This window comes from Marinobacterium rhizophilum DSM 18822 (assembly GCF_000378045.1).
Lineage (GTDB): Bacteria > Pseudomonadota > Gammaproteobacteria > Pseudomonadales > Balneatricaceae > Marinobacterium_A > Marinobacterium_A rhizophilum.
Genome location: NZ_KB899120.1, coordinates 1 through 23209, shown reverse-complemented (window position 1 = coordinate 23209; position 23209 = coordinate 1). Strand labels below are relative to the sequence as shown.

16 protein-coding genes and 1 pseudogene are annotated in these 23209 nt (G+C 56.1%); 8 read left to right on the top strand and 9 right to left on the bottom strand.

The genetic code is table 11. From position 1 onward, the window contains the following. The first annotated feature begins 22 nt into the window (after nucleotides 1-22). The gene (locus F451_RS0123035; protein WP_020683784.1) at nucleotides 23-907 is read left to right on the top strand and encodes an AEC family transporter; all 885 of its coding nucleotides are present in this window, start codon (nucleotides 23-25) and stop codon (nucleotides 905-907) included. A 144-nt stretch (nucleotides 908-1051) separates the two neighbouring features. After that, nucleotides 1052-1900 carry an SDR family NAD(P)-dependent oxidoreductase gene (locus tag F451_RS0123030; protein WP_020683783.1) on the top strand — a complete coding sequence of 283 codons (849 nt, stop codon included), beginning with the start codon at nucleotides 1052-1054 and terminating at the stop codon, nucleotides 1898-1900. Nucleotides 1901-2390: 490 nt separating this feature from the next. Here the strand turns inward: F451_RS0123030 and F451_RS0123025 are convergent, their stop codons facing one another. Together F451_RS0123025 and panP are read right to left on the bottom strand one after the other, a co-directional pair. Beyond that, nucleotides 2391-4286, bottom strand: coding sequence for a propionyl-CoA synthetase (locus F451_RS0123025; protein ID WP_020683782.1), 1896 nt, complete (start codon nucleotides 4284-4286; stop codon nucleotides 2391-2393). Between the two features lie 319 nt (nucleotides 4287-4605). Further along, nucleotides 4606-6255 carry a pyridoxal-dependent aspartate 1-decarboxylase PanP gene (panP, locus tag F451_RS0123020; RefSeq protein ID WP_020683781.1) on the bottom strand — a complete coding sequence of 550 codons (1650 nt, stop codon included), beginning with the start codon at nucleotides 6253-6255 and terminating at the stop codon, nucleotides 4606-4608. A gap of 552 nt (nucleotides 6256-6807) precedes the next feature. Between panP and metH the strand changes: the two genes are divergently transcribed. After that, on the top strand, nucleotides 6808-10518 hold the full coding sequence (gene metH / locus F451_RS0123015; RefSeq protein WP_020683780.1) for a methionine synthase: 3711 nt from the start codon (nucleotides 6808-6810) through the stop codon (nucleotides 10516-10518). Nucleotides 10519-10638: 120 nt separating this feature from the next. Here metH and F451_RS0123010 read toward each other — a convergent pair whose 3' ends face one another. Beyond that, entirely contained in the window at nucleotides 10639-12573 is a 1935-nt protein-coding gene (locus F451_RS0123010) for an aconitate hydratase (protein ID WP_020683779.1), read from the bottom strand. A 365-nt stretch (nucleotides 12574-12938) separates the two neighbouring features. Beyond that, on the bottom strand, nucleotides 12939-13451 hold the full coding sequence (locus F451_RS0123005) for a M48 metallopeptidase family protein (RefSeq protein WP_020683778.1): 513 nt from the start codon (nucleotides 13449-13451) through the stop codon (nucleotides 12939-12941). 1039 nt (nucleotides 13452-14490) lie between these two features. On the opposite strand from F451_RS0123005, the gene F451_RS27945 reads away from it, so the two are divergent. The 3 genes from F451_RS27945 to F451_RS0122990 all read left to right on the top strand — a co-directional run bounded on the left by F451_RS27945 (nucleotide 14491) and on the right by F451_RS0122990 (nucleotide 17674). Continuing rightward, a complete protein-coding gene (locus tag F451_RS27945; RefSeq protein WP_156826609.1) occupies nucleotides 14491-14769 on the top strand; it encodes a hypothetical protein in 279 nt (92 codons plus the stop codon). A gap of 62 nt (nucleotides 14770-14831) precedes the next feature. After that, nucleotides 14832-16703 (top strand): pentapeptide repeat-containing protein, encoded by a 1872-nt coding sequence (locus tag F451_RS26960; RefSeq protein WP_020683776.1) that lies wholly within the window; start codon nucleotides 14832-14834, stop codon nucleotides 16701-16703. A gap of 770 nt (nucleotides 16704-17473) precedes the next feature. Continuing rightward, nucleotides 17474-17674, top strand: a complete 201-nt coding sequence (locus F451_RS0122990) for a hypothetical protein (protein WP_020683775.1) — start codon at nucleotides 17474-17476, stop codon at nucleotides 17672-17674. A gap of 141 nt (nucleotides 17675-17815) precedes the next feature. Here the strand turns inward: F451_RS0122990 and F451_RS0122985 are convergent, their stop codons facing one another. From F451_RS0122985 to F451_RS27935, 5 genes are all read right to left on the bottom strand, one after another. Continuing rightward, nucleotides 17816-18475: a hypothetical protein gene (locus tag F451_RS0122985; RefSeq protein WP_026292006.1), complete on the bottom strand. Its 660-nt coding sequence runs from the start codon at nucleotides 18473-18475 to the stop codon at nucleotides 17816-17818. Between the two features lie 387 nt (nucleotides 18476-18862). Next, complete coding sequence (locus tag F451_RS27940) at nucleotides 18863-19204, bottom strand: hypothetical protein (protein WP_156826608.1); 342 nt, start codon at nucleotides 19202-19204, stop codon at nucleotides 18863-18865. A 147-nt stretch (nucleotides 19205-19351) separates the two neighbouring features. Continuing rightward, nucleotides 19352-20317, bottom strand: a complete 966-nt coding sequence (locus F451_RS26355; protein WP_156826607.1) for an ATP-dependent nuclease — start codon at nucleotides 20315-20317, stop codon at nucleotides 19352-19354. 507 nt (nucleotides 20318-20824) lie between these two features. Beyond that, nucleotides 20825-21508 (bottom strand): hypothetical protein, encoded by a 684-nt coding sequence (locus F451_RS0122975; protein ID WP_020683772.1) that lies wholly within the window; start codon nucleotides 21506-21508, stop codon nucleotides 20825-20827. Nucleotides 21509-21622: 114 nt separating this feature from the next. Next, a complete protein-coding gene (locus tag F451_RS27935; RefSeq protein ID WP_156826606.1) occupies nucleotides 21623-22159 on the bottom strand; it encodes an SNARE domain-containing protein in 537 nt (178 codons plus the stop codon). 279 nt (nucleotides 22160-22438) lie between these two features. On the opposite strand from F451_RS27935, the pseudogene F451_RS28880 reads away from it, so the two are divergent. Continuing rightward, nucleotides 22439-22513, top strand: a pseudogene (locus F451_RS28880) (hypothetical protein); the annotation flags it as partial. Nucleotides 22514-22566: 53 nt separating this feature from the next. Further along, nucleotides 22567-22767 carry a tyrosine-type recombinase/integrase gene (locus F451_RS27400; RefSeq protein ID WP_205624064.1) on the top strand — a complete coding sequence of 67 codons (201 nt, stop codon included), beginning with the start codon at nucleotides 22567-22569 and terminating at the stop codon, nucleotides 22765-22767. Nucleotides 22768-23209 lie beyond the last annotated feature (442 nt).

Here is a 23209-nt window from a genome sequence, read left to right as displayed (position 1 = left end):
TAATTTTTCAGAGGCAAGGTCCATGCTGATCGAGTTTTTCTCCAGCCTTACACCGGTGCTGGTCTGCACCAGTCTTGGCTGGATCCTGAGCAAGCGTACCCGGCTGCTGGACAGCCCGGACCTAGGCCAGCTGGTGATGGTCATCGGCCTGCCGAGCCTGCTGCTCAATTCATTGCTGAGGATGGAGGCCGACATCGGCGTGCTGTCCGACATTGCACTGGCGACTGCCAGCATGCTCATTATTGCGGCGCTCATGGCCGCTCTGGCACTGCGCATCAGCGGACAACCGATGCGATTTCTGCTGCCGGTACTGGTCAACCCCAATACCGGTAACCTTGGCATTCCGGTGGTGTTTGCCCTGCTGGGACCTGAAGCGCTGCCCTACGCCGTGCTGACGTCCACCATCGTGGGGCTGAGCAACTTTACCTTCGGCGCCTGGCTGATGTCCGGCAAACTGAACCCCCGCGCCCTGCTCACCAATGGCTCGATCATCGCCTTGCTCGTGGGCGTGATCCTGTTGCTGACGGGCACGACCGTACCCGCGCCGATGCTCAATACGCTGGACATGCTGGCCGGCATCACCCTGCCGATCATGCTGCTGTTGCTGGGCCGCTCACTCGGTTCAATCAGCATCCGCAACCTGAGCGACCTGAAGCTGGTGGGATGCATCAGCGCCGGCCGGGTACTCATTGGCCTTATCGCGGCCTGGTTGGCCATACTGTTGCTGCCACTGCCCGACATGCTCGAAAAATCCCTGCTGATTCAGTCCTGCATGCCGGTGGCTGTACTCAGCTACATGATGACCACCCAGTACCAGGGCCCCAAAGACCAGGTGGCAGCAATCATCATGCTATCGACGCCGATATCGTTACTGGCGATTATGCTGCTGTCGGTGTTTTACCTCTGATCGGGGTCCTGGCAGTGCGCTGTTCGCCGGGTGGCTTTCTGATCTGGCGGCAGGCGCCTGAGCAATGACAAAGCTCAATTGCCGGGCGTAAATCTGCTAGCATGCCTGCCCAGTCAGCAACGGCGCACAGAGGATGAAGCGGCCATGGAAAAAAGCATATTGATTACCGGCTGTTCAAGCGGTATCGGCCACCACGTGGCACTGGGACTGCGCCAGCGTGGCTACCGAGTACTGGCAACAGCGCGCAAGCCCGAGGACGTGGAGCATCTCGAGCAACAGGGTTTCGAAGCCTGCAGGCTGGATCTTGATGATTCCGATTCGATCCGGCAAGCCGTTGAATGGGCCACCCGCCAAACCGGCGGCACCCTCTTCGCACTGTTCAACAATGGCGCATTCGGCCAGCCCGGTGCGATCGAGGACCTGAGCCGCGACGTGCTGCGGGAGCAGTTCGAAACCAACCTGTTCGGAACCCATGAACTGACCTGTCGCGTGCTGCCGATCATGCGCCAGCAAGGTTACGGCCGCATCATCCAGCACAGCTCGGTGCTGGGCCTGATCGCGCTGAAGTACCGCGGTGCCTACAATGCGTCGAAATTCGCCCTGGAAGGCCTGACCGACACCCTGCGCCTGGAGCTCAGGGGAAGCGGCATTCAGGTTTCACTGATCGATACGGGGCCCGTCCTGAGCCGCTTCAGGGAAAACGCCTACCTCAAGTTCAAGCAGAACATTGATACCCAGAACAGTGCTCACCGTCGAACGTACGCGGCGGTCGAGCGCCGCCTGGCCGCCGAAGGACCGCATAAGAAGGATCCGTTCACCAAACGGCCTGAAGCGGTACTGGTACAGGTCATCAAGGCACTGGAAGCACCACGCGCCCGCCCCCGTTACTATGTCACCACCCCGACCTGGATATTCGGCATCCTCAAACGCCTGCTTTCGAGCCGCGCACTGGACCAGGTACTGAATGCCGTGTCGAATCGCGAAAACAGGTAAGGACGCACTGGCCAGGTAGGCCGCGGGCCGGCAGCACAACCAATAGCTCAGACAGTACAAGCAGCCGGCTAACACCCAGCCGAGCCGCCTGAATGGCTGCGCACAGCAGCCCTTTCAGGCGGGTATGTGCGCCTCCCCCCCAGGATCACCCCGATAACCCCCGCCCTGCGATTGGAATTGACCGCCGGCGCTGATCGCATAAGTTAAGATGTTGAAATCGCAACATAGTAGATAACGGTATAAAGTATATTGTCTCTGCCATACAGTGCAGCGCCAGCAGCCCGGCTGAGCCGATGCTGTTATTCAGGCGGCGAGTGGTGGCAAAGACATGCTGCGGGGTGGACACTGACGGCGTGCAGGCAGCCGCCGGCCGAATACAGTGCGTAATCCGGCAGGCGGGATACTTTGTATCGCCGTTTGTAAGAGCCCGGATTCCTACAGATTTCCGGCACTGCGCCGGCTGACGATGTATGTGTCAGCCGGGTTAACATCAGACCTTGCTGACCAGCCCCCGACTGTCAAACACAGCCTCTATCTCGTCCAGACTGGTGGGATCATCGATGGTTGAGGGTACGCTGTAATCCTGCCCGTCGGCGATCTGGCGCAGCAGCTTACGCAATATTTTGCCCGAGCGGGTCTTGGGCAGGCGCTGCACCACCACGGCGCGCTTGAAACAGGCCACGGCGCCGATAGCTTCACGCACCCTGGCCACCAGCTCGGCTTCAAGCTGGGCTTCGTCCAGCTCCACACCGTCCTTGAGCAGCACCAGCCCCACCGGCTGCTGACCCTTGAGGTCATCATGCACACCAATCACGGCACATTCCGCCACCGCCGGATGTGCCGCGACAACCTCTTCCATCTCGCCGGTCGACAAGCGGTGCCCGGCGACATTGATCACATCATCGGTGCGCCCCATGATAAACACGTAGCCGTCTTCATCCTTGTAACCGCCATCACCGGACGAATAATAGCCCGGATAGTCCGACAGATAGCCTGAGCGAAAACGCTCAAAGTCACCCCAGATGGTCGGCAGGCAGCCAGGCGGCAACGGCAGCTTGAGCGCCAGTATGCCCTGTTCTCCGGCCGGCAGTTCTTCACCGGCAGGGCCGAGGATGCGCACGTTATAGCCCGGCACCGGCACGGTGGATGAACCGGGCTTGGGGGGCAGCACTTCAAGCCCCGTGGGATTGGCACAGATGGCCCAGCCCGTCTCGGTTTGCCACCAGTGATCCACCACCGGCAGACCGGTGACCTCCCGGGTCCATTCATAGGTGGGCGGATCCAGCCGCTCACCCGCCATGAAGATGGTTTTCAGGCAGGACAGATCATACTGGCCCAGCAAGGCGCCCTCGGGATCTTCCTTCTTGATGGCCCGAAAGGCAGTCGGTGCGGCAAACAGTGCCTTAACGCGGTGTTCGGCACAGACGCGCCAGAAGGCACCCGCATCCGGTGTACGCACCGGCTTGCCCTCATACACCAGCGTTGTGCAGCCGGCCAACAGGGGGGCATACACGATATAGGAGTGGCCGACCACCCAGCCCACATCCGACGCCGCCCAGAAAACCTCGCCGGGGCTCATGTTGTAAATGGCCTGCATCGAGTAGTTCAGCGCCACGGCGTGCCCGCCATTATCCCTGACCACCCCCTTGGGCTTGCCGGTGGTGCCGGAGGTATAGAGAATATAAAGCGGATCCGTCGCCCTGACCGGTACGCAATCGGCAGGCTGCGCCTGCGCCATGGCGGTATGCCAGTCCAGATCGCGCCCTGGAACAAGCTCGGCAGTGGCCTCGGGCCGCTGCAGCACAACACAGGCATCGGGGGCGTGCTGGGCACGTCGCAGTGCGTCATCCAGCAGCGGCTTGTACTGAATGACCTTGGCAATTTCGATACCGCAGGACGCGGTGACAATCACGCGCGGGCTGGCATCATCAATACGCACGGCGAGCTCCGGGGCTGCAAAACCGCCGAACACCACCGAATGCACAGCCCCCAGACGTGCCACTGCCAACATGGCGATCACCGCTTCGGCAATCATCGGCATGTAGATCAGCACCCGGTCGCCCTTGACGACCCCCTGCGCGCTGAGCACGCCGGCAAAACGCGCAACCTCGTCACGCAGCTCGCGATACGTGAATATCTTTTTGCTTTGGGTTACCGGCGAGTCATAAATCAGCGCGGCCTGCTCACCGCGGCCCTGTTCAATGTGCACATCCAGCGCCAGGTAAGCGGTATTCAGTTCGCCGTCGACAAACCAGCGATCGACGCCGTTTTCATCCCTGGAAAGTATCTCTTGCGGCGCCTTGAACCAGTGCAGCGCTGCGGCCTTTTCACCCCAAAACGCCTGCGGATTGTCGATCGATCGTGCGTATTCCGCCTGATATGTCATGCTGCAGCCCCTTTATTGTTATCCGCCTGTGGCCGTTAACAGCCAACCAGATTGTTGACACTTAACGAAAAACTCACAGCAAGCTTAATCAAAAAAGGGCAATTGTTAACCTAGACAAAAGGCTAAAACGGCGTAATACGTGATTTAAAGCAGGAATCATGCGATCAGCGACGCTTGAACCACCACAGCATTGTCGACAGTTTGTGGCAACGCGCGTTAGCTGACGGAATATTCGACACAGAGGGGAAAGCCGGCGCTGTGCAGCCTAAGCAGCCATGGCGGCACAGCAGGTCGCGGGTCGCCGCAAAAAAGTCGGCGGTTAAAGGGTGGAGGTTTGCGTCAATCGATGCAGCTCGACAATATCTTCATTGCCCGCCATGGCATCGACAATCTCGCGCTGTTCCTGGATCACGTCCTGCAGCACCGCATCGGTGGTCAGCGGATTGGCCAGCACGACCCGAAACACCGTAATCAGCTGATGCCCGTAGCAATCCGGCGTCAGCCGGGTGCGAGAGACAAAGGCCTTGCCGTGTTCGCGCTGGGTTTTCTGGATCATTCGGGTAATGCGGTTAAGCACATCGTTGATCTGCCGGCACTGCTCGGCATCGGCGTCACGCAGTGCGTCCTGCACTGCCGCCGGCACCCAGCGGTAGGTCAAAATATTGAGTTCGGGTTCTGAAACCAGTTCGAAGTCATCCAGCGCGTCGATACGGTCGGCGAACCGGCGTGCCAGGTCGATGCCGTTGTCGATCAGCAATGCATAGCCCCGCCGACCAATAATTTTCAGCGCCGAGTGCACCAGCATCGCCATCCCCGGACGCGAGCCTTCCAGGGTCGCGCTGCCCAAATCCTTGGAGCCCTTGCGGATAATGTACTGGGCATGGTGCTCGATACTGGCGAGTGCCGACGGGTCGCGGAACAGCACCAGCCCGACCCCCATGGGCACATAGAGCTGCTTGTGCGCATCGATGGTTACGGAGTCAGCCCGTTCGATGCCCTTCAGGCGCCCGCGATAGCGGTCGGAAAACAGTGTCGGCCCGCCCCAGGCGCCGTCCACATGGAAGTGAATGCCATGCTCCTCGGCGATATCGGCAAGCACATCCAGAGGATCAATATTGCCGGTCTCGGTGGTGCCGGCGATACCCACCAGCGCAAAGGGCCGAATATTTTGCTGCTTCAATTGTTCCAGCTTTGCCCGCAGGGCATCCGGGCGAATTCGGTTGTGACCGTCCGTTTCCACGGTCACGATCTGGTCGCGCCCGATGCCCAGCACATCGGCGGCCTTGGACAGGGAATAGTGGCCACGCTCGGAGACCAGCACGGCCATCCCTTCACAGCCATAGTGGCGCATGGCGGCAAATACGCCGCTGCGCGTGATGCCCGCAAAGTCGCCGTCGGGCCCGAATGCCCGGTTGCGGGCCGCCCAGAGCGCGGTAATGTTGGCGACGGTGCCGCCGGAACAAAAGGCCCCCAGGTGCCGATGGCTGTCGTGAAGCCAGTGGTCGTAGAAGTCATTCGGCTGTGCGTACACCAGGCGGTGCAACATGCCCAGCACCTGACGCTCCAGCGGCGTAAAGGCCTTGGATGTTTCGGTTTTTACCAGGTTCTGGTTCAGGGCGATCATGATCTTGGACAGCGGAATCATGAAATAGGGCAAGGCCGAGGTCATGTGGCCCACAAAGCTTGGCGACGAGGTATGAACGGACTGGGCAACCACCTTGTCGAGCAGGAACTGGGCCTGCTCTGACACGTAGACCGCGTCTTCGGGGATCTTGGTATCGTTGAAATCCCGCTCGATTTTGACCAGATCGGTCTCTTCGGCAACGATATTATCCTGCAGAAAACCGGCGAGGTTGGCCGAGATATCATTCTCCAGGCGGCTCAGTGTCGAGCCGGGCGCTTCGGGAACGGTAAAAATCCGCAGCAGGTTTTCCATGCTGACTTCCACGGCCGTCGATTTTTTATTCATGGATTGTCGTTACCTTTTGCCAAACCTGAACTGCCGCGCCGGGCGAGCCAATTCTACTGTTTTTCCGATCAGGACAAATCCTGGCCTGCGCCTTCCCCGCCGGGTCATCGGCAGCAAACCACCCTGCTCTATCCGCGCAGCCCGCCTCGGCGGGCCAGACAATCCTGAATGAATGCCGGGCGTTTGTGCGGTGCACATAATACTCGACTCATCGCCAGGAAAGAAATCTGAAACAAATCGGCCCTCGCAGCCTGTCGGGTTTGGCCGATCATAGCGAGGGAAAGACCGATTTGCGGCAGTTTTTGAGCTCTTTTGAGGCGAATAGTGGTTCTATTTAACAAAAAAGATTACATAAAATGACCAAATTCGGCTTTTCCGCAGTAGATCAGTGGTAAGCCCGACAGGCTGCTACATGCGACCCTTGACTGCGCCTGCGCGACCTCGTATCAGTTTTTTTCAACTGTTCATGAGCAGCCCTCAGGAAAAGAGACAAGCTTTTGATTTACAATAGCGCTCTTCGTAATGGATCCACAGAGTATCGGGGCCTAACAGGTGACAGACGCAAACACTTTCAAGACACTGCAGGACACGCTCAAAAAACGCATCATGATCATTGATGGCGGCATGGGCACCATGATCCAGCAGTACAAGCTTGAAGAGCAGGACTATCGCGGCAGTCGCTTTGCCGACTGGCATACCGACGTCAAGGGCAACAACGACCTGCTGGTCCTGACCCAGCCGGAACTGATTGCGGACATCTACCGCGGCTACCTGGATGCCGGCGCCGATATCCTTGAAACCAATACCTTCAACGCCACCACCATCGCCATGGCCGACTACGACATGGAGTCGATCAGCCATGAGATTAACCGTACCGCCGCGCAGCTTGCCCGCCAGGTGTGCGATGAAGCCCAGGCCAAGACACCCGGCCGGCCGCGTTATGTGGCCGGCGTGCTAGGCCCGACCAACCGCACCTGCTCGATTTCGCCGGACGTGAACGACCCCGGTTTTCGCAACGTCAGTTTCGATGAGCTGGTCGACGCCTACGTCGAGTCCACCGATGGCCTGGTGCAGGGTGGCGCCGATATCATCCTGATCGAAACCATTTTCGATACGCTCAATGCGAAGGCGGCAATCTTCGCGGTCGAGAAGTACTTCGACGACAACGGCGTGCGCCTGCCGGTAATGATTTCCGGCACCATTACCGATGCGTCGGGCCGTACCCTGTCCGGCCAGACCACCGAAGCGTTCTGGAACTCCATTCGCCATGCGCGGCCGATTTCCGTGGGCCTCAACTGCGCCCTGGGGCCCAAGGAGCTGCGCCAGTACGTGGAGGAGCTCTCCCGTATCGCCGATACCTTTGTTTCGGTACACCCCAACGCCGGCCTGCCCAACGCCTTTGGCGAATACGACGAAACCCCGGAAGAAATGGCCGAGGAAATCGGCGAGTGGGCCCGCTCGGGCTTCCTCAACCTGGTGGGCGGCTGCTGCGGCACCACACCGGAGCATATCCGCGCCATTCGCGAGGCGGTCGAGCACGAGGATCCGCGCGAGATTCCGGACATCAAGCCCGAATGCCGCCTGGCGGGCCTGGAGCCGATGAACATCGGTACCGACACCCTGTTCGTCAACGTCGGTGAGCGTACCAACGTCACCGGATCTGCGGTGTTCAAGCGCCTGATCAAGGAAGGCGATTACGAAACGGCCCTCGATGTGGCCCGCCAGCAGGTGGAAAACGGCGCCCAGATCATCGACATCAACATGGATGAGGGCATGCTGGATGCGAAGGCCGCCATGGAGCGCTTCCTCAAGCTGATCGCTTCGGAGCCGGACATTTCCCGCGTGCCGATCATGATCGACTCCTCCAAGTGGGATGTGCTCGAAGCTGGCCTCAAGTGCCTGCAGGGCAAGGGCGTGGTCAACTCCATCTCGATGAAGGAAGGCGAAGAAAACTTTATCGCCCAGGCCCAGCTGGTGCGCCGCTACGGCGCCGCCGTGATCGTGATGGCCTTTGATGAAACCGGCCAGGCCGACACCTTTGAGCGCAAGCGCGATATCTGCGAGCGCTCCTACCGCATCCTGGTGGACAAGGTCGGCTTTGACCCCGAAGACATCATCTTCGACCCCAACATCTTCGCCGTGGCCACCGGTATCGACGAGCACAACAACTACGCCGTGGACTTTATCGAGGCCACCGGCTGGATCAAGCAGAACCTGCCCCACGCCAAGATATCCGGTGGCGTATCCAACGTGTCCTTCTCGTTCCGCGGCAATAACCCGGTGCGCGAAGCCATTCACTGCGTCTTCCTGTACCACGCCATTCAGCAGGGTATGGACATGGGTATCGTCAACGCCGGCCAGCTGGCGATCTACGACGACCTGCCCGAAGAGCTGCGCGAACGGGTCGAGGATGTCATCCTCAACCGCCGCGCCGATGGCACCGAGCGCCTGCTGGAAATCGCCGAGAAATACCGCGGCGACGGCGCTGCCGCCGAAGCGCCCGAAGCGCAGGAATGGCGCTCCTGGGATGTGAATCGCCGTCTCAGCCATGCGCTGGTCAAGGGCATCACCGAGTTCATCGACGACGATGTCGAGGAATGCCGCCTGAATTACGACCGCCCCATCGAGGTCATCGAAGGCCCGCTGATGGATGGCATGGGCGTGGTCGGCGACCTGTTCGGCGCCGGCAAGATGTTCCTGCCCCAGGTGGTGAAATCCGCCCGCGTGATGAAAAAGGCCGTGGCCTACCTGATGCCCTTTATCGAGGCCAGCAAGGCGGACAACGTCAGCAGCTCGGCCGGCAAGGTGGTGATGGCAACGGTGAAGGGCGACGTGCACGACATCGGCAAGAACATCGTCGGCGTGGTCTTGCAGTGCAACAACTTCGAGATTATCGACCTCGGCGTAATGGTCTCGTCGGAGAAAATTCTGCAGACCGCCCGGGACGAGAACGCCGACCTGATCGGCCTGTCCGGCCTGATTACGCCGTCGCTGGATGAAATGGTGCATGTCGCCAAGGAAATGGAGCGCCAGGGCTTCTCCATTCCACTGCTGATCGGCGGTGCCACCACCTCCAAGGCGCACACCGCGGTGAAGATCGAGAAAGGCTACAAGCGCGACCAGGTTGTCCATGTCACCAACGCCTCGCGCGCCGTGGGCGTGGCCTCTGCCCTGCTGTCCGACAGCCGCAAGGCCGACTACGTGAAGGAAGTGCAGGCAGAGTACGAGGCGATTCGCGAGCGCCACGCCGCGCGCCAGAACGACAAGCGCCGCGTGTCGCTGCCGGCCGCCCGGGCCAACAAGTTCGCCATCGACTGGGATGCCTACACACCGCCGGTACCCAAGACGCTGGGTATCCAGGTGTTTGAAGACTACGATCTGGCGGAGCTGGTCGACTACATCGACTGGACACCCTTCTTCCAGGCCTGGGAACTGGCCGGCCGCTTCCCGCGCATCCTCGATGACGAGGTAGTCGGCGAAGAAGCCCGTCGCCTGTTCGCCGATGCCCAGGCCATGCTCAAGCGCCTGGTGGACGAAAAGCGCCTGCAGGCCCGGGCCGTGTTCGGCCTCTTCCCGGCCAACAGCGTCGGCGATGACGATATCGAGCTCTACACCGACGACAGCCGCACCGAAGTGCTGATGACCCTGCACCACCTGCGCCAGCAGACCGAAAAGGTCGCCGGCAAGGCGCACATGTGCCTGACCGACTTTATTGCGCCCAAGTCCAGCGGCAAGAAGGATTACTACGGCGCCTTCGCCGTGAGTACCGGCTTTGGCGTCGATGAACTGGTGGCGCACTACGAAGCGGATCACGATGACTACCACAGCATCATGGTCAAGGCCCTGGCCGACCGTCTGGCCGAAGCCTTCGCAGAACGCCTGCACAAGCGTGTGCGTCAGGAGTACTGGGGCTATGCGCCGGACGAGGCACTGGACAACGAAGCCCTGATCCGCGAGAAGTACCAGGGCATTCGTCCGGCACCGGGCTACCCGGCCTGCCCGGATCACACCGAAAAGGCGCTGCTGTGGAAGCTGCTGGACGTGGAAAAAGCCACCGGCATCACCATTACCGAGTCCTACGCCATGCTGCCCACCGCCGCCGTAAGCGGCTGGTACTTCAGCCATCCGCAGGCGCAGTATTTCGGCGTGGCCAAGATCGGCGAAGACCAGGTGTCGGATTACGCCCACCGGACCGGCATGGAGCAGAGCGTTGCCGAACGCTGGCTGTCACCGAACCTGGGTTACGAGCCGGACGAGAACTGATCCGGCCGGGCACGCCCTATACCAATGGCGCGGGCAGTAGCCGGGCTCTTCGAGCCTGGCTACTGCGCCCCCCACCGCCTGATGGCCGCCTGATAGACGCGCACCGCAAAACCATCGCAATCAGGTTCTGGCTTTCAGCCAGTTAACCAGACCACCCGCCCTAAGCTGATCGCACTGACGCTGCGACAGCTGATGCGCAAGCTCAACCACCTGCCCCCTGCCTTTGATACAGGCCTGCAGGCGCCTGCCCGGTGCCAGATCATGCAAGGCTTCCAGCACCATCACATCCCCCTGCGCCAGCTGGTCATAGTCGTGCGGGTCACACAAGGTCAGCGGCAGGACGCCGTAATTGACCAGGTTCTGCCAGTGAATGCGGGCGAAGGATTTTGCAATCACCAGCCGCAATCCCAGGAAGCGTGGCGCGATGGCGGCATGCTCGCGGCTTGAACCCTGTCCGTAATTTTCCCCGACCAGCAGTGCATGCCCGCCCTGCTCCCTGAGTATTCCTGCCTCCTCGACATAGGCCGGCGCCAGCTGCTCGAACACGAACTCGGCGATTTTCGGAATATTGCTTCTAAACGGCAGCACACGGGCGCCGGCCGGCATGATCTCGTCGGTGGAAACATCGTCGCCAAGCTTCAGCAGCACGGGCAGTTCGAGGCGCTGCGGCAGCGGGGCGAGTTCAGGCAGCGAGGCGATATTGGGTCCCTTGACCAGCTCTACCGGCGGACCGCCCTCGCTGGGGGGAACAAACAGGGTACTGTCGAGCTCCGCACCACTGGGCGGATCAATGTGCGGGTAATCCATATTGAGATCGCGCGGATCGGTAATGCACCCCTGCAGCGCAGAGGCCGCGGCGGTTTCAGGGCTGCATAACCAGACCTTGTCGTCGGCCGTACCGGAACGGCCTGCAAAGTTGCGCGGGGTCGTCCGCAAGCTGTTCTGACCGGTTGCCGGTGCCTGCCCCATGCCAATACAGCCGTTACACCCGGCCTGGTGCAGCCTGGCGCCGGCGGCAATCAGGTCCGCCAGATCGCCGCTTCGAATCAGGCGCTGCAGCAGCTGGCGTGACGTCGGGTTAATGTCGAAGGAGACCTCATCCGCCACCGTACGGCCGCGCACGATGGCCGCCGCGATGGCAAAGTCGCGAAACCCAGGGTTGGCCGACGAACCGATGTAGGCCTGATAAATCGGCTCTCCCGCGACCTCGGCCACCGGTACCACGTTGCCGGGGCTCGAGGGTCTGGCAATCAGCGGCTCAAGCGCGCCGAGCTCGATCAGCTCATGGTGATCGTAGTCACATCCCTTGTCTGCCTGCAGGTCACGCCACACCTGGCCCCGCCCTTCGCTGTCGAGAAAGCGCCGCACTTCGCCATCCGAGGGAAAGACGCTACTGGTGGCACCGAGCTCTGCCCCCATATTGGCAATCACATGCCGGTCCATCGCACTCAGGCCGGCCAGCCCGGGACCGTGATACTCGATGATGCGATTGACGCCGCCGGCAACACCGTGGCGGCGCAACAGCTCCAGGATCACATCCTTGGCGCTGACCCAGTCGGGCAGCGAACCGCGCAGTTCGATCCCCCACACCTCGGGCATCGCCAGATAGACCGGCTCACCGGCCATGGCCGTGGCAACATCAGCCCCACCGGCACCGAGCGCCAGCATGGCCACGGCACCACAGGCCGGCGTATGGCTGTCCGAGCCGATAAGGGCCTCCCCCGGCACGGCGAAGTTCAGCATATGCAGCGGGTGGCTGATACCATTGCCAGGGCGGCTGTACCACAGACCGAAACGCCGGGCGGCACTGAGCAAAAAACGGTGGTCGTCGGGGTTCTTGTTGTCTTCCTGAATCAGGTTGTGATCGACATACTGCACCGACAGCGACGTCTTCACCCGGTCCAGCTGCATCGCCTCCAGCGTCAGCATCACCAGCGTGCCGGTCGCATCCTGGCACAGCGTCTGGTCAAAGCGCAGGCCGATCGCCTCACCCGGCTCTGCCCGTCCATCCACCAGGTGTGCCTGTAGAAGTTTCTGTGCAAGATTCTGTTTCATCAGGGGCCTCCGGAGTCTGACTGCCCACAGGCCGAACACGGCGTTGCCACCCAATCGGCCTGATCCGTTGCAAGACACAACATTAGGCACTCATCGCCGCACAGGGTTTCCCTCGCGTCAACGGGGTCGCGAGAACAACAGGACCGGGATACAAGGCACCTGCCTATACTGAACGCCGCACAAACCAGCATGTCCACGCACCTGCGCCCACTCTTTTGAGTGAAAGGGCATGTGGCGTGATGTGCGAATAGGCAGGGAAGCTATTTTCACACCGGGTTAATAATCAGAAGGGAGGACTGGCCGGCGCTGAGCTGACATTAAAGCTTAACGGGCTGTTAAAACAGCGGAGGCGAGGCTGTTGAACATCACCACAATTCGCCGAAACGATCGCGGTGACACAGGTACAAGCGCAGATCGAACTCCAGCTGGTGGTAATCCGGCTCCATGTAACAGCAGAGCTTGTAAAACGCTTTGTCGTGATCCTTCTCGCGCAGGTGCGCCAGCTCATGAACCAGGATCATTCGCAAAAATGCCTCCGGCACCTTACGGAACAGGGAGGAGACTCGAATCTCGTTTTTCGACTTCAGCTTGCTACCCTGCACCCTCGACACATAGGTGTGCAGGCCCAGCGCATTGTTGATGACGTGAATCTTGTCGTCGTAGATCACCTTGCTGATCGGCGCGGAACTGCGCATAAACCGGCTCTTGATCTCCTGGGCATATGCATACAAAGCCCTCTCCGAGCCCAGCTCATGCGCCTGCGGATACTTCTTCAGCAGCCAGGCACCGGCCTTGTTGGTATCCAGCAACGCCTGGGCCTGCTGCTGTACCTGCGGACTGTAACAACTGAGGTAGTTGGATGTTTTGGACTGGCTCATGGGTAATGCACAACCGTACTGAACAGGGACGCTAGGAGGCTGTCCGAGAATGCTGGCCGTAGCGAGAGCCGACTGATTTGAGCGGTTTTTTGTCGTGTTTTAAGGCGAATAGTGGTTCTATTTAACACTTGGAACGAAGTGGAAAGAACCGCTTTAGCGGGGTCGCAGACCGAGGAGCCTGCGACGAGTAATAAACAGCACAAAAAACAGCCAAGCTCAGGTGGTTCGCAGTAGGTCGAGTGTTGTCGGACAGCCTCCTAGGTACAGTATACCCATTCCGGCTACGCCTTTCCCATGGCTCGCGAGCGTCTTGGGGCAAGTGCCTTTGCCGTCACACGCTCAAGATGCTCAACGAAGTCCGTGTTACCCAAAGGTCTGCCGATACTCGCATGCAGCTTGTTTGCCGGAGTGTCCTCTTCACGATCAGACGAAAGCTTAGCGGCCCACAAGCCCACGCGATCATGCATCGTAGGCTGAATCGCGCGAACATGTTTACTGTCCACGCAATTTCGCTTGCACGGTGGAGTTTGAAATCGAATATCATCGAAGTGCCCACTCGGGAACACCTCGTTTCGTCCATTTAGCGAACCCCATCTCTATGGCGGGTCCTGGCTCGCTATAACGACCGGATGAACTCTAATAATAGCTGGCACTAAAACAGGGAGGTTTACATTTTCTCCCACGTAAAACTGCCGGTATGCCATAACAGCATCGCTAGCAAATTCCTTGTCATCCGACATGGCTTGGGCAGACTCAGTGAGTCTTCTATTTTCGTAGTCGACACTCACCTGACGTTTGACGTGGGGACGGCTCCCCTTATGACGCCAGAGAGCACTGGCATTATTGGGCGATCAGGCCTGAAAGGTCGATACAGAGACTGTATCGACGCCGATTCCCAGTACTGAAAAGCAAAAGACAAGGCCTTACCCCGCGCCGCGGAGGCGGCATCTATACTGTAATTTGCCTATTACCCCTTTGTTCGATTGGCCGGGTACGTGCCGGCGGGACACCCTAAAGACTGTAATCGGGGATTAAACATATGAGCACCGGACTATCCGATGCATTGCATATTCTGGTACAACGGCAGTGCACGCCCAATCCGGCGCTCGCTATCCTGAAGCTGGATCCTGACCGTCCATTTCCCGAGGTCCTCAGTGAGGAACAATGTGAGCGCGTGACCTTTGTGCTCAATATCCATTCAGACCTCGACACAATCTTTGACGACCCCGAGGATGCGTACTGTTACTTTGTTTCGGCAAACTGGATTCGGACATCTAATCATCTTCGGTCCGATGAAAAAGGCATGACGCTCAGATGACCAGCCCATTTCGGCGCCGTCACGAACAGCACATTGCATCACGTCGCCGTAGAGCGAACTCGATGCCCCCACGAGACGACACAAAGGCGGCCGCTATTGCTGCCCGTATCAATGAGCTCTCCCACGCAGCGCGCCCGGTTTGGTTCATGCTGCTTGGTTACTTTGCCTTTGCCATTATCACGCTTCTCGGGGTCGAGGACGCGGACTTCTTTATCGACAGCCGACAAACGCAGCTCCCAATCGTCAACGTCTCCATTCCTACGTCCAGCTTCTTCCTGTTCGCACCTGCTCTGGGTACCGCCCTCTTTGTCTATTTTCACTTCCAGCTTTTAAAGCTTTGGGAAGCGCTCTCAGTGCCTGACGCCAGAATTGATGGCAAGCCGCTGACGGAGCACGTAACTCCCTGGCTCATCAATGACTTCGGATTGTGGTTGCGATCCGATGGCAGCACAGGTGACCGTGCGCTCAGCTGGCTTTCAAACATCATTGTCTTCACATTGGTGTTCGTGGCATGGCCCGCGGCGCTGATCGTCTTCTGGTTTCGCTCTTTCCCTGCGCACGACGAGCGCACGTCACTCGTAATAGGCGCAGCCCTGGTAATTGCGCTTACGGCGCTCTTTCAGAGCATTCTCTCGGCCTTTTCGAACTTGCGGCTGCACCGGGCCTATGGTGGCGGCAGGTGGCATCTCGTCGAGGTCATACTGATCACCGCCCTGGCACTTCCAATCGGTACGATCTCCTGGGTCGCTACCGAGGATAGCAGGGAGGTTTGGCCGATCAGCCTGTTCGACCGTGTGGCGCCCTCATGGATGGCAGCTATCCGCGATAGTTTTACACTTTGGCCCACCGATCTGGCGGAAGTGGACATCGTGCTCCGCTCCGCTGGCTTCCTTGAATACGACGTCCACCGCAGCAATTTCCGCGTCGAGTGGTGCCGTCGACAAGGCTTGTTAATGGAGATCTGTGGGCCCTATGTTGCGCGGGACGCTGCAACGCCACTCCATGTGGTCGATGCACGCAAGAAATGGTGCCTTAAGTGGGAGTTGCCTGACGATTGCAAAACTTACCTGAACATACTTAATAGCGATTTCGACGGCGCGTGGCGCATCGAGCGCCGTGCTGCAATCAACGCCCTCGAGTCCAGAAACCTCAGGGAAGCCGACCTAAGAAACGCCAGGTTGGTCCTTGCATCGCTCATCGGGGCGGATCTGCGCAGGGCGCGACTGGCCGGGGCGGACCTGAGTGGGGCCCAGCTGGAGGGAGCGGATTTGCGCGCAGCGCAACTGACGGGGGCGAAACTCACTTGGGCGAAGCTGGAAGACGCGAACCTGCGGGAGGCAGATCTGGAGGGGGCGCATCTCTTCGAGGCAGCGTTGGAGGGGGCGAACCTCCGAGCCGCAAAACTGAACAGGGCAGACCTCCGCGCGGCACGACTGGCGGGCGCCGAGCTTCGCTCGGCACAGCTTACGGGAGCGGCCCTCAGCTGGGCAAATCTGGAGGGGACGGACCTCCGCGGGGCAACGCTGATGAGGGCGAATCTCCAGGCGGCAAAACTGGACGGGGCGGATCTCTTCGAGACAGGACTGGAGGGCGCGGATCTACGCGCAGCACAGCTGGCGGGCGCGTACATCAACCGGGCAAAGTTCGAATCCACTGATGTGAAGGCTGCAACGTTCAGCGGCGCGGCCCTTAGATCTGTGAATTGTATAGACATGCTAAACCTTGTGCCTGACCAGATCATCTCAGCCTTTGGCGATGGCTCGGTCACACTGCCCGACGGCTGGGACTGGCCCACACACTGGCCTCGCGAAAATTTGGGCGAAGCATTCTATGGCCGTTGGCGCTATTGGCGGGAGGCTCAGGACCTGCCCTGGCCACCACCAGGCAAGGCGCTTGAAAGGCTCGCTCGCTTCGAAGCCGTAGCGCCCGAATAACAGCCTTTCCCCGGGGGATCCAAGCTGATAAGCCGTGCTGACTGAAGTACGCTGATGATGTGACGTGCGAGGTACACTCTCTGGCTACCTATATTCATCAGCGGGCAATTCATCTGCGGGGAAGTCGATATGGATGTGATTGGCCTCCGGATCCCAGACATTGAGCTGAGTCAGCTTGTTGGTTGGCAGAGCCACGCGGCAATAGTGCACACCCATGGGCTAATCGGCCCAGCGCCCAGGGGCAAACGGCAAGACCTGCCCCCCCAGGCCCCCTCTTTTTTGGCTCATCGCGCTATAGCGGGAAAAACAGCGGGAAAAACGTCATTCGCAGGATGGGTGGAGCGACGCCTCGGCACGGCGTATCCGTCACTGATGCGGCCAAGGCGTCGTGCACCCCATCTTGGGTGTCGGTTCGGCACTCTGCTTGCAGCCGACGCATTGATAGGTTGCGCCGCGTCAACCGCGCCCAAAGCGTTAAACAGGGTGCCAATGCGGCTCCTCCCACCCTGCTTTTGGCCCCCGCTTTCACGCTAACCTGCGAAGCACCTTTTTTACGCGCGCGTTGGCCGCTGCCACAGGCCTCTCAGGCTTTGTTACAACGGCTTGTAACAATTGAAATTTTATGGAAATGAGGCAGTAACAATCTCGTGCTGCTATCCCTGCGGCGCGGTGTTTCCGGCCCTCCCCCGATCAGTGACGGGGAGGGCCTGCCGGTGTCGTGCGGGGTACTGCATCCGGAAATTACAATAACAAATCAGGATAGATACAGCATGAGCAGATACAGCAAGCCGATCGCGCTGATGCTCGGCATGGCGGCGCTGGCCGCCGCCACACCGTCGCATGCCGAAGAACCCACCTACCGGGAGCGCTTCCGCCCCCAGTTTCACTACACCCCCGCCCAAAACTGGATGAATGATCCCAATGGCCTGGTGTATTCACCCAATGAAATATCGACAGCTTACCTCGCATGACAAACATCGCCTGTGTGCCTTCAAAAACAAGGCTGCTCGATGCAAAAGATAGCCGAGTGTAAAGCTCCCTGTTTTAGCGCCCTGAGTAAGGGCCAGCAAATGTGGAAGTTGTCAGCGGATGCTCAACAAAACACATCGGCGTCAGGTACCCTCAGCTTTGATCATGGCAGCTGCGAACTGCGCGGCAAGCTTGCCACCGCATTCAGCTTGCAGCTCTTGTAGACCTTGCTTCAATCGCACGCCATTACCGGCTTCCCATTCATCACGACTGAAGAAATTTCCATCAAACGCCTCGGCGGTGCAACGCCCCTCCCAGGCCGACGTACGCAGGGCAATGGGGCCTTTACCTGCAACAACCTGCCCCAGAGGGATGACTTTCGCTACCACGCCCATACGCAGCTTGTTCATAAAAAGGTTCGGCGGCATCCGTCGGTAGATCAGCGCCCAACTGGAGGTAAAGTAAAGTACCGGGGTGTCAGGATCACTGGAAAGGCTGGCTGCCTCCTTCGGCGTCATGATCTTCACACCAGGCAAGCCTGCAGTTAAGCTGAAATCCCTCATGAGCTGCAGTACCGGAGGTTCAAAATCAAACTTATCGCTGAATTCCTGCCCCAGACCAGCCGAACCAAAACGATTATCTTCCCAGGTCAGCGATGACGGCCAATAAAACAGCCAATGCTCCGGCTGATTGACAAAGGAAGCAAACACCGTCTTTCGGCTTTGTTCGGGAAGCGTCGTAGAACACCCGGCCAGCAAATATCCAGCCAGTATCAGCAGAGGAAAGAGGCACCGTTTATTCATAACTTTTCCTATTAAAAACAGACAGGATCAGGCCTCCCATTTCCCATATCCGTACGTGTAGCGTGGGCAATGGGGTCACCCATTAGCCCATAAATCGGCATACTTTTCCCGGAACTCGCCAATCGTAACGGTCTGGCCGTCCTTGGCTCTTTACCGGATATTGAATAACGAGTATAGAACTCATACGAAGGCAGTGAGCTTTAAGTCGTGCCCCACAGGGGCAAAAGGCAAGATCTGACCCCGAGCCCGTTCGCTGCTAAAGTGCGCCATAACTTATAAAACCTTAACGTCTCAAACACCGGCTTGGTGAAGTTGGCAGCTTTTTTGCGCACGTATAAAAGGTGACAGCTTTACCAAGTCCGCGTGCTTTGGCTTGTTACATGTGTGTTAGGCACTGTCCTTAATTACACCGACAAGTTCTCCAAATGCCGCCTCACCTATATCATCAAGGTAGCAGTTTATTGCGACAGCCCTGAAGTAATCATTATTTGCTGATGCTTCATGTGCTAGGCATCGAGTAAAATAATGATGATCAACAACATCGCGTAGCGCCAATGTATTGTCGACATCTACACCAAAGCTATTTTGTATCATCTGCCTAACAGAATCATTTTGGTAGACCTCATTTTCAGGTGGCATTTTTCCAGGAAACGAGTATAGCTTTTCCTTTACGCTTGGGCCTGTGTCTGCATCTCGAACAGCGAGGCTTTTTTTGCCAATTTGATCCATGAGCTTAACCGCATTACGAACAGCTTTAGTATCCCCAACAGGCTCAATATTAATCGCGTTTAAGACCTGTTGATCAATACGCCTAATCATTTCTGTTAGTAATAGAGCTGCGAAGTCATCTTCAACGAAAATTATAAGCTCCTTTTGTTATCCAAACGAAAGCATAGCCCTTGCCCTAGTTGAAGATAGCCCTTCGAAGCTACTAACCCCATTGATGTCGCGATATAACATTAACCTAGCTTCCGATGGCATCGCTTTCAGCATCCTATCGGAGTGTGTAGTAAATATTATCTGATGATGTTTGCGGTTACAGACATCAATGAGATATTTTGCAAGCTCATATTCTGCATGTTCGTGTAATGATGTTTCTGGCTCTTCAATCACGAACAAACTTCTGTCAGGTGATCTTTCCAGAAGATCTACCATATAGAATGTTCTACCTTCACCAAATCCCATGTTGTTTTCTGAGTAACTTGCACCATAACGAGAGGCTATGCCTAGCTCTGCTTTATTTTTTCCATGCCGAATTCCTTGAAAGTGCAATTCATCATATTGCTGCCCGAGTATTCGGCCAACCTTGATTTTTATATCATCGGGAATATCACGTCGCTGGGTAAGTGCAAATGAGCTTCCTTTGTAGATGCTCAAGTCTTTTCGTTCAACTTTTGGTATGTAGACCGTAAACCCAATATAAAAGCACTTACGATGCGGTTGGCGTTTATAACCACTCCACTCCTTTTGGTTTCGCTTAACGGTTAGCTCTTGAGGAGAATCCTTGTCGTCAGTCTCGTAGTGAAACAGTACACTAGCATCGGGGTTGAATGGATTGGGATCAGCAGCTGAGGCTGGAAAGAAATCTCTTACATAGTATCTTTTGTAGCCTTTCTCTACATTGTCTGGCTTTCTATAGCCACTAAGACATATCTGGCCAATAGTGCTCTTACCTGCACCATTTAATCCTGAGATTGCAAGAATCGGGTAGTTCATCTCGACATCAAGGCCGTTTACACCTCGAAAGCCATTTACAGTTATTTTTTTAATAGTTTCCCCAAAATTGGCATATCTATTATCGAGTGTGTATTTTTTTGCCAGCTGCTTTCTTGGATCAGCCATTATCTATTTTCTCCAAATTTATCATGTAACGCCAGTGGAGGTCCCAGCCGCGACAGCGGCGAACATCACACTTTTGTTATGCTTCACTTATATGACCTTCCGATAGCTGTCTCTATCCATGTCTACAACTTCAACAGTTATTGAAACATCATTGTATGCTAAAGCTACCAACTCTTTGATGACAGCATTGGAAAGACTTAACTTCTGCTCAGATGTTCGACCGGATAGTATTTTCAAAGCCACATGAATGAAGTCTGTTTTTTCGGACCTGTCATATAGCTTGAGTATCCCTGCGCTCTGACTTTTATATCACTCCCATCAGGTTCGAAAAGTCCGCTACTTAATGCGCCCTGAAAAACTTGTTCTACCAACAGATCACTGTCGAGGTTTATCGAGTGTTCTATTACACAATGTGGCATTTTATTTTCTTTTTTAGCATAACGCTGCCAACAGCGGCCGAGCGTAGCGAGGTCCAGCGCACGAAGTGCGCGATGCTGCTTGGCCTTGTTATACACTGACTTTATTATTCTTCATCCAGAGCGGAACCAGATTGTTCGCTAGATCGATAACACAGTGTGCAAGAGAAATGATAAACAATATATTAGAACCTATCTGTGTAGGGTTATGCCCTCTTAAAATAGTAAGCTTCTCACATTCATTATCATCTAGGTGCGCGCCTCCGTCTTGATCTGCTACAGATCTGATAATGTCATTTAATGTCACCTCTGGATGTAGTTCGACGATTTGCTTTCTCCATTCAGATAGCGGAAGGTAACTATATGGAACCGCAATATCTAGTTTTGCATCTACGACGCCATCTGCGCGGGCTGTAATAACATATGGCGCCGATGCAACGCTTATTGGCCCACCAAGATCTTCAAACTTTATTTCTTTAAAGGCTAATAGTCTTATATTCGGATGAATTCTATTCATCAACGAGTTATCTTTGCGTTTTTTAGTATCGCAAAACAAAATACGTAGCTGCGCAGATATTGGTTTGTACATGTGTACTTGACCATCAAAATATTGCTTCAAACAACTATGTATAATTTTGATGCAATCTATAGCCCCAAGCACTTGCTTAACTTGCGCGTCACTAAACTTAGTTGAATCAAACTCTTCAATTTGAAAAGGCAAAACATCGTTTGGTCTTTCGTGGGCACCCATTTTAATGGGAATTTCGATATTCATGTATATCTATCCTATGTACGTATAACGCCGTACTAAAGGGCCGAAGCAGCGAAGCTGCGAAGGTCCCAGTGAGCGGAGCGAACGATTTTAAGTGCCTTGTTAGCTGCTTTTTCATTAAGCATAATACTTTTCCGCTAACTGTTGGATTGACTTATTAATTTCAGCCAGCTCATCCTTACTCTCGGATAGCAGTTTTTCACCACGATGCTCCTCAAAAAACACTGCTGATCCGTGCCCCATTCTGGATGATGCATAGAGGGATATTAAAGAGTTATTTGTTGATTGAAGACTGTTTCGTTTACCATTTTCCACTTCATCATTGAAGTTGGAAACACAACTATAAATTACATCAATTGATTTTCTTTCCTTTCTACTAAAGAAAGGGGCAACATCCGCATAATATCTCTCGTATATTACAGATGAGATAACCGAAGGCGTCCAAGAACCACTTACCTCTACGTTATTTATTTCATGAAGAATTGTTTCTATCCGAGAAAATCTCTCAGCGAATTCTTCACAAATATCAGATATTTCATCAACAACACCTTTCTTTTTTCTATGGATAGCCCACCTGTATTTTATAAAGTCTACTGCTTGCCCAAGGATGAAGCCTAGTAATAAGGTCGAAACTGCAATTTCAAATTTTGACATAGTTTCTCGATAATTAACCAGTAGAAGCTAACAGTTTGTTAATGAGGCCTTCGGCCTCATAATAATTATTAGAAGGTATACCTTTTAATCATTATCACGAAACAGAAAGCTTACGTAACACATTGATATCCATATAAAATAACCTCTTCAAAACTTCAATGGGATGTTAAAAAGGTATTTTTCCTCGACGTCAGCCCGCCTAAAAGGTATTAGTATAGGTTCTTCTGAACATTTCATGGACGAGGTGTCGAAGATGACTAAGTCTCCTTTTTCGAGTCCGTTGAGGCTTTCATGCGGGTTCACCGCTACAGTCGGCGAACCATCGATTCTTACCTGTACTGGATCAAGCGCTTTCTGACCTTCCTCGCGACTGAGAGAAACGTTGCTGCTGGCACCCAGGCCCTGGCATTGAATGCGATCGTATTCGCAAGACCGTCTCGTGCCATACCCTGCGCCACTCCTTTGCCACCCATTTACTCCAGTCCGGCGCAGATATCCGTACCGTTCAGCAGCAGTTGGGACACACCGATGTTAAAACAACTGAAATCTACACCCATGTCCTGAATCAGGGCGCGCAGGGGGTCAAAAGTCCGTTAAGCACTCTGTAATCGGTTCGTCACGCTTACGGGAAATAGACCAGGTTGATACTTGGGCGCAGCGCTGCTTGGTCAAGGGATATCTGATCCATACGTAACTTGAGATTCTGGCCTGCAAGGCCGTTTACTCCGCACGCAATCGTACAATTTCTACAACTAATCCACTGACCGAACGCTTCTAAAAACCACGCTACCGCCCTAACGATGACCAAATACAGTCCCGCAATGCAGGCAGAGCCAGGGAGAACGGAGGAATTGAGATTGGAGGGGAGGATTCACCCAGCCTGGCTTCCGTTGCTCAGCTGACGATTTGCAATATTGACAATCAAAATACCGCACCGATACTCCCTTGGTGCCTTGAGCATAATGCCCAAAACAGGTCCAAGTTGAAAGGATAAAGGCCGCAGGGGCAAGGTTAAAGAAGCAACAGCACCGTAACCTGGTGCAATCCACA

Bases quoted from the DNA above. Each gene is read 5' to 3' on its own strand.
- F451_RS0123035 (WP_020683784.1), top strand. From the start codon at position 23: ATGCTGATCGAGTTTTTCTCCAGCCTTACACCGGTGCTGGTCTGCACC.
- F451_RS0123030 (WP_020683783.1), top strand. From the start codon at position 1,052: ATGGAAAAAAGCATATTGATTACCGGCTGTTCAAGCGGTATCGGCCAC.
- F451_RS0123025 (WP_020683782.1), bottom strand. From the start codon at position 4,286: ATGACATATCAGGCGGAATACGCACGATCGATCGACAATCCGCAGGCG.
- panP (WP_020683781.1), bottom strand. From the start codon at position 6,255: ATGAATAAAAAATCGACGGCCGTGGAAGTCAGCATGGAAAACCTGCTG.
- F451_RS0123010 (WP_020683779.1), bottom strand. From the start codon at position 12,573: ATGAAACAGAATCTTGCACAGAAACTTCTACAGGCACACCTGGTGGAT.
- F451_RS0123005 (WP_020683778.1), bottom strand. From the start codon at position 13,451: ATGAGCCAGTCCAAAACATCCAACTACCTCAGTTGTTACAGTCCGCAG.
- F451_RS27945 (WP_156826609.1), top strand. From the start codon at position 14,491: ATGAGCACCGGACTATCCGATGCATTGCATATTCTGGTACAACGGCAG.
- F451_RS26960 (WP_020683776.1), top strand. From the start codon at position 14,832: ATGCCCCCACGAGACGACACAAAGGCGGCCGCTATTGCTGCCCGTATC.
- F451_RS0122990 (WP_020683775.1), top strand. From the start codon at position 17,474: ATGAGCAGATACAGCAAGCCGATCGCGCTGATGCTCGGCATGGCGGCG.
- F451_RS0122985 (WP_026292006.1), bottom strand. From the start codon at position 18,475: ATGAATAAACGGTGCCTCTTTCCTCTGCTGATACTGGCTGGATATTTG.
- F451_RS27940 (WP_156826608.1), bottom strand. From the start codon at position 19,204: ATGGATCAAATTGGCAAAAAAAGCCTCGCTGTTCGAGATGCAGACACA.
- F451_RS26355 (WP_156826607.1), bottom strand. From the start codon at position 20,317: ATGGCTGATCCAAGAAAGCAGCTGGCAAAAAAATACACACTCGATAAT.
- F451_RS0122975 (WP_020683772.1), bottom strand. From the start codon at position 21,508: ATGAATATCGAAATTCCCATTAAAATGGGTGCCCACGAAAGACCAAAC.
- F451_RS27935 (WP_156826606.1), bottom strand. From the start codon at position 22,159: ATGTCAAAATTTGAAATTGCAGTTTCGACCTTATTACTAGGCTTCATC.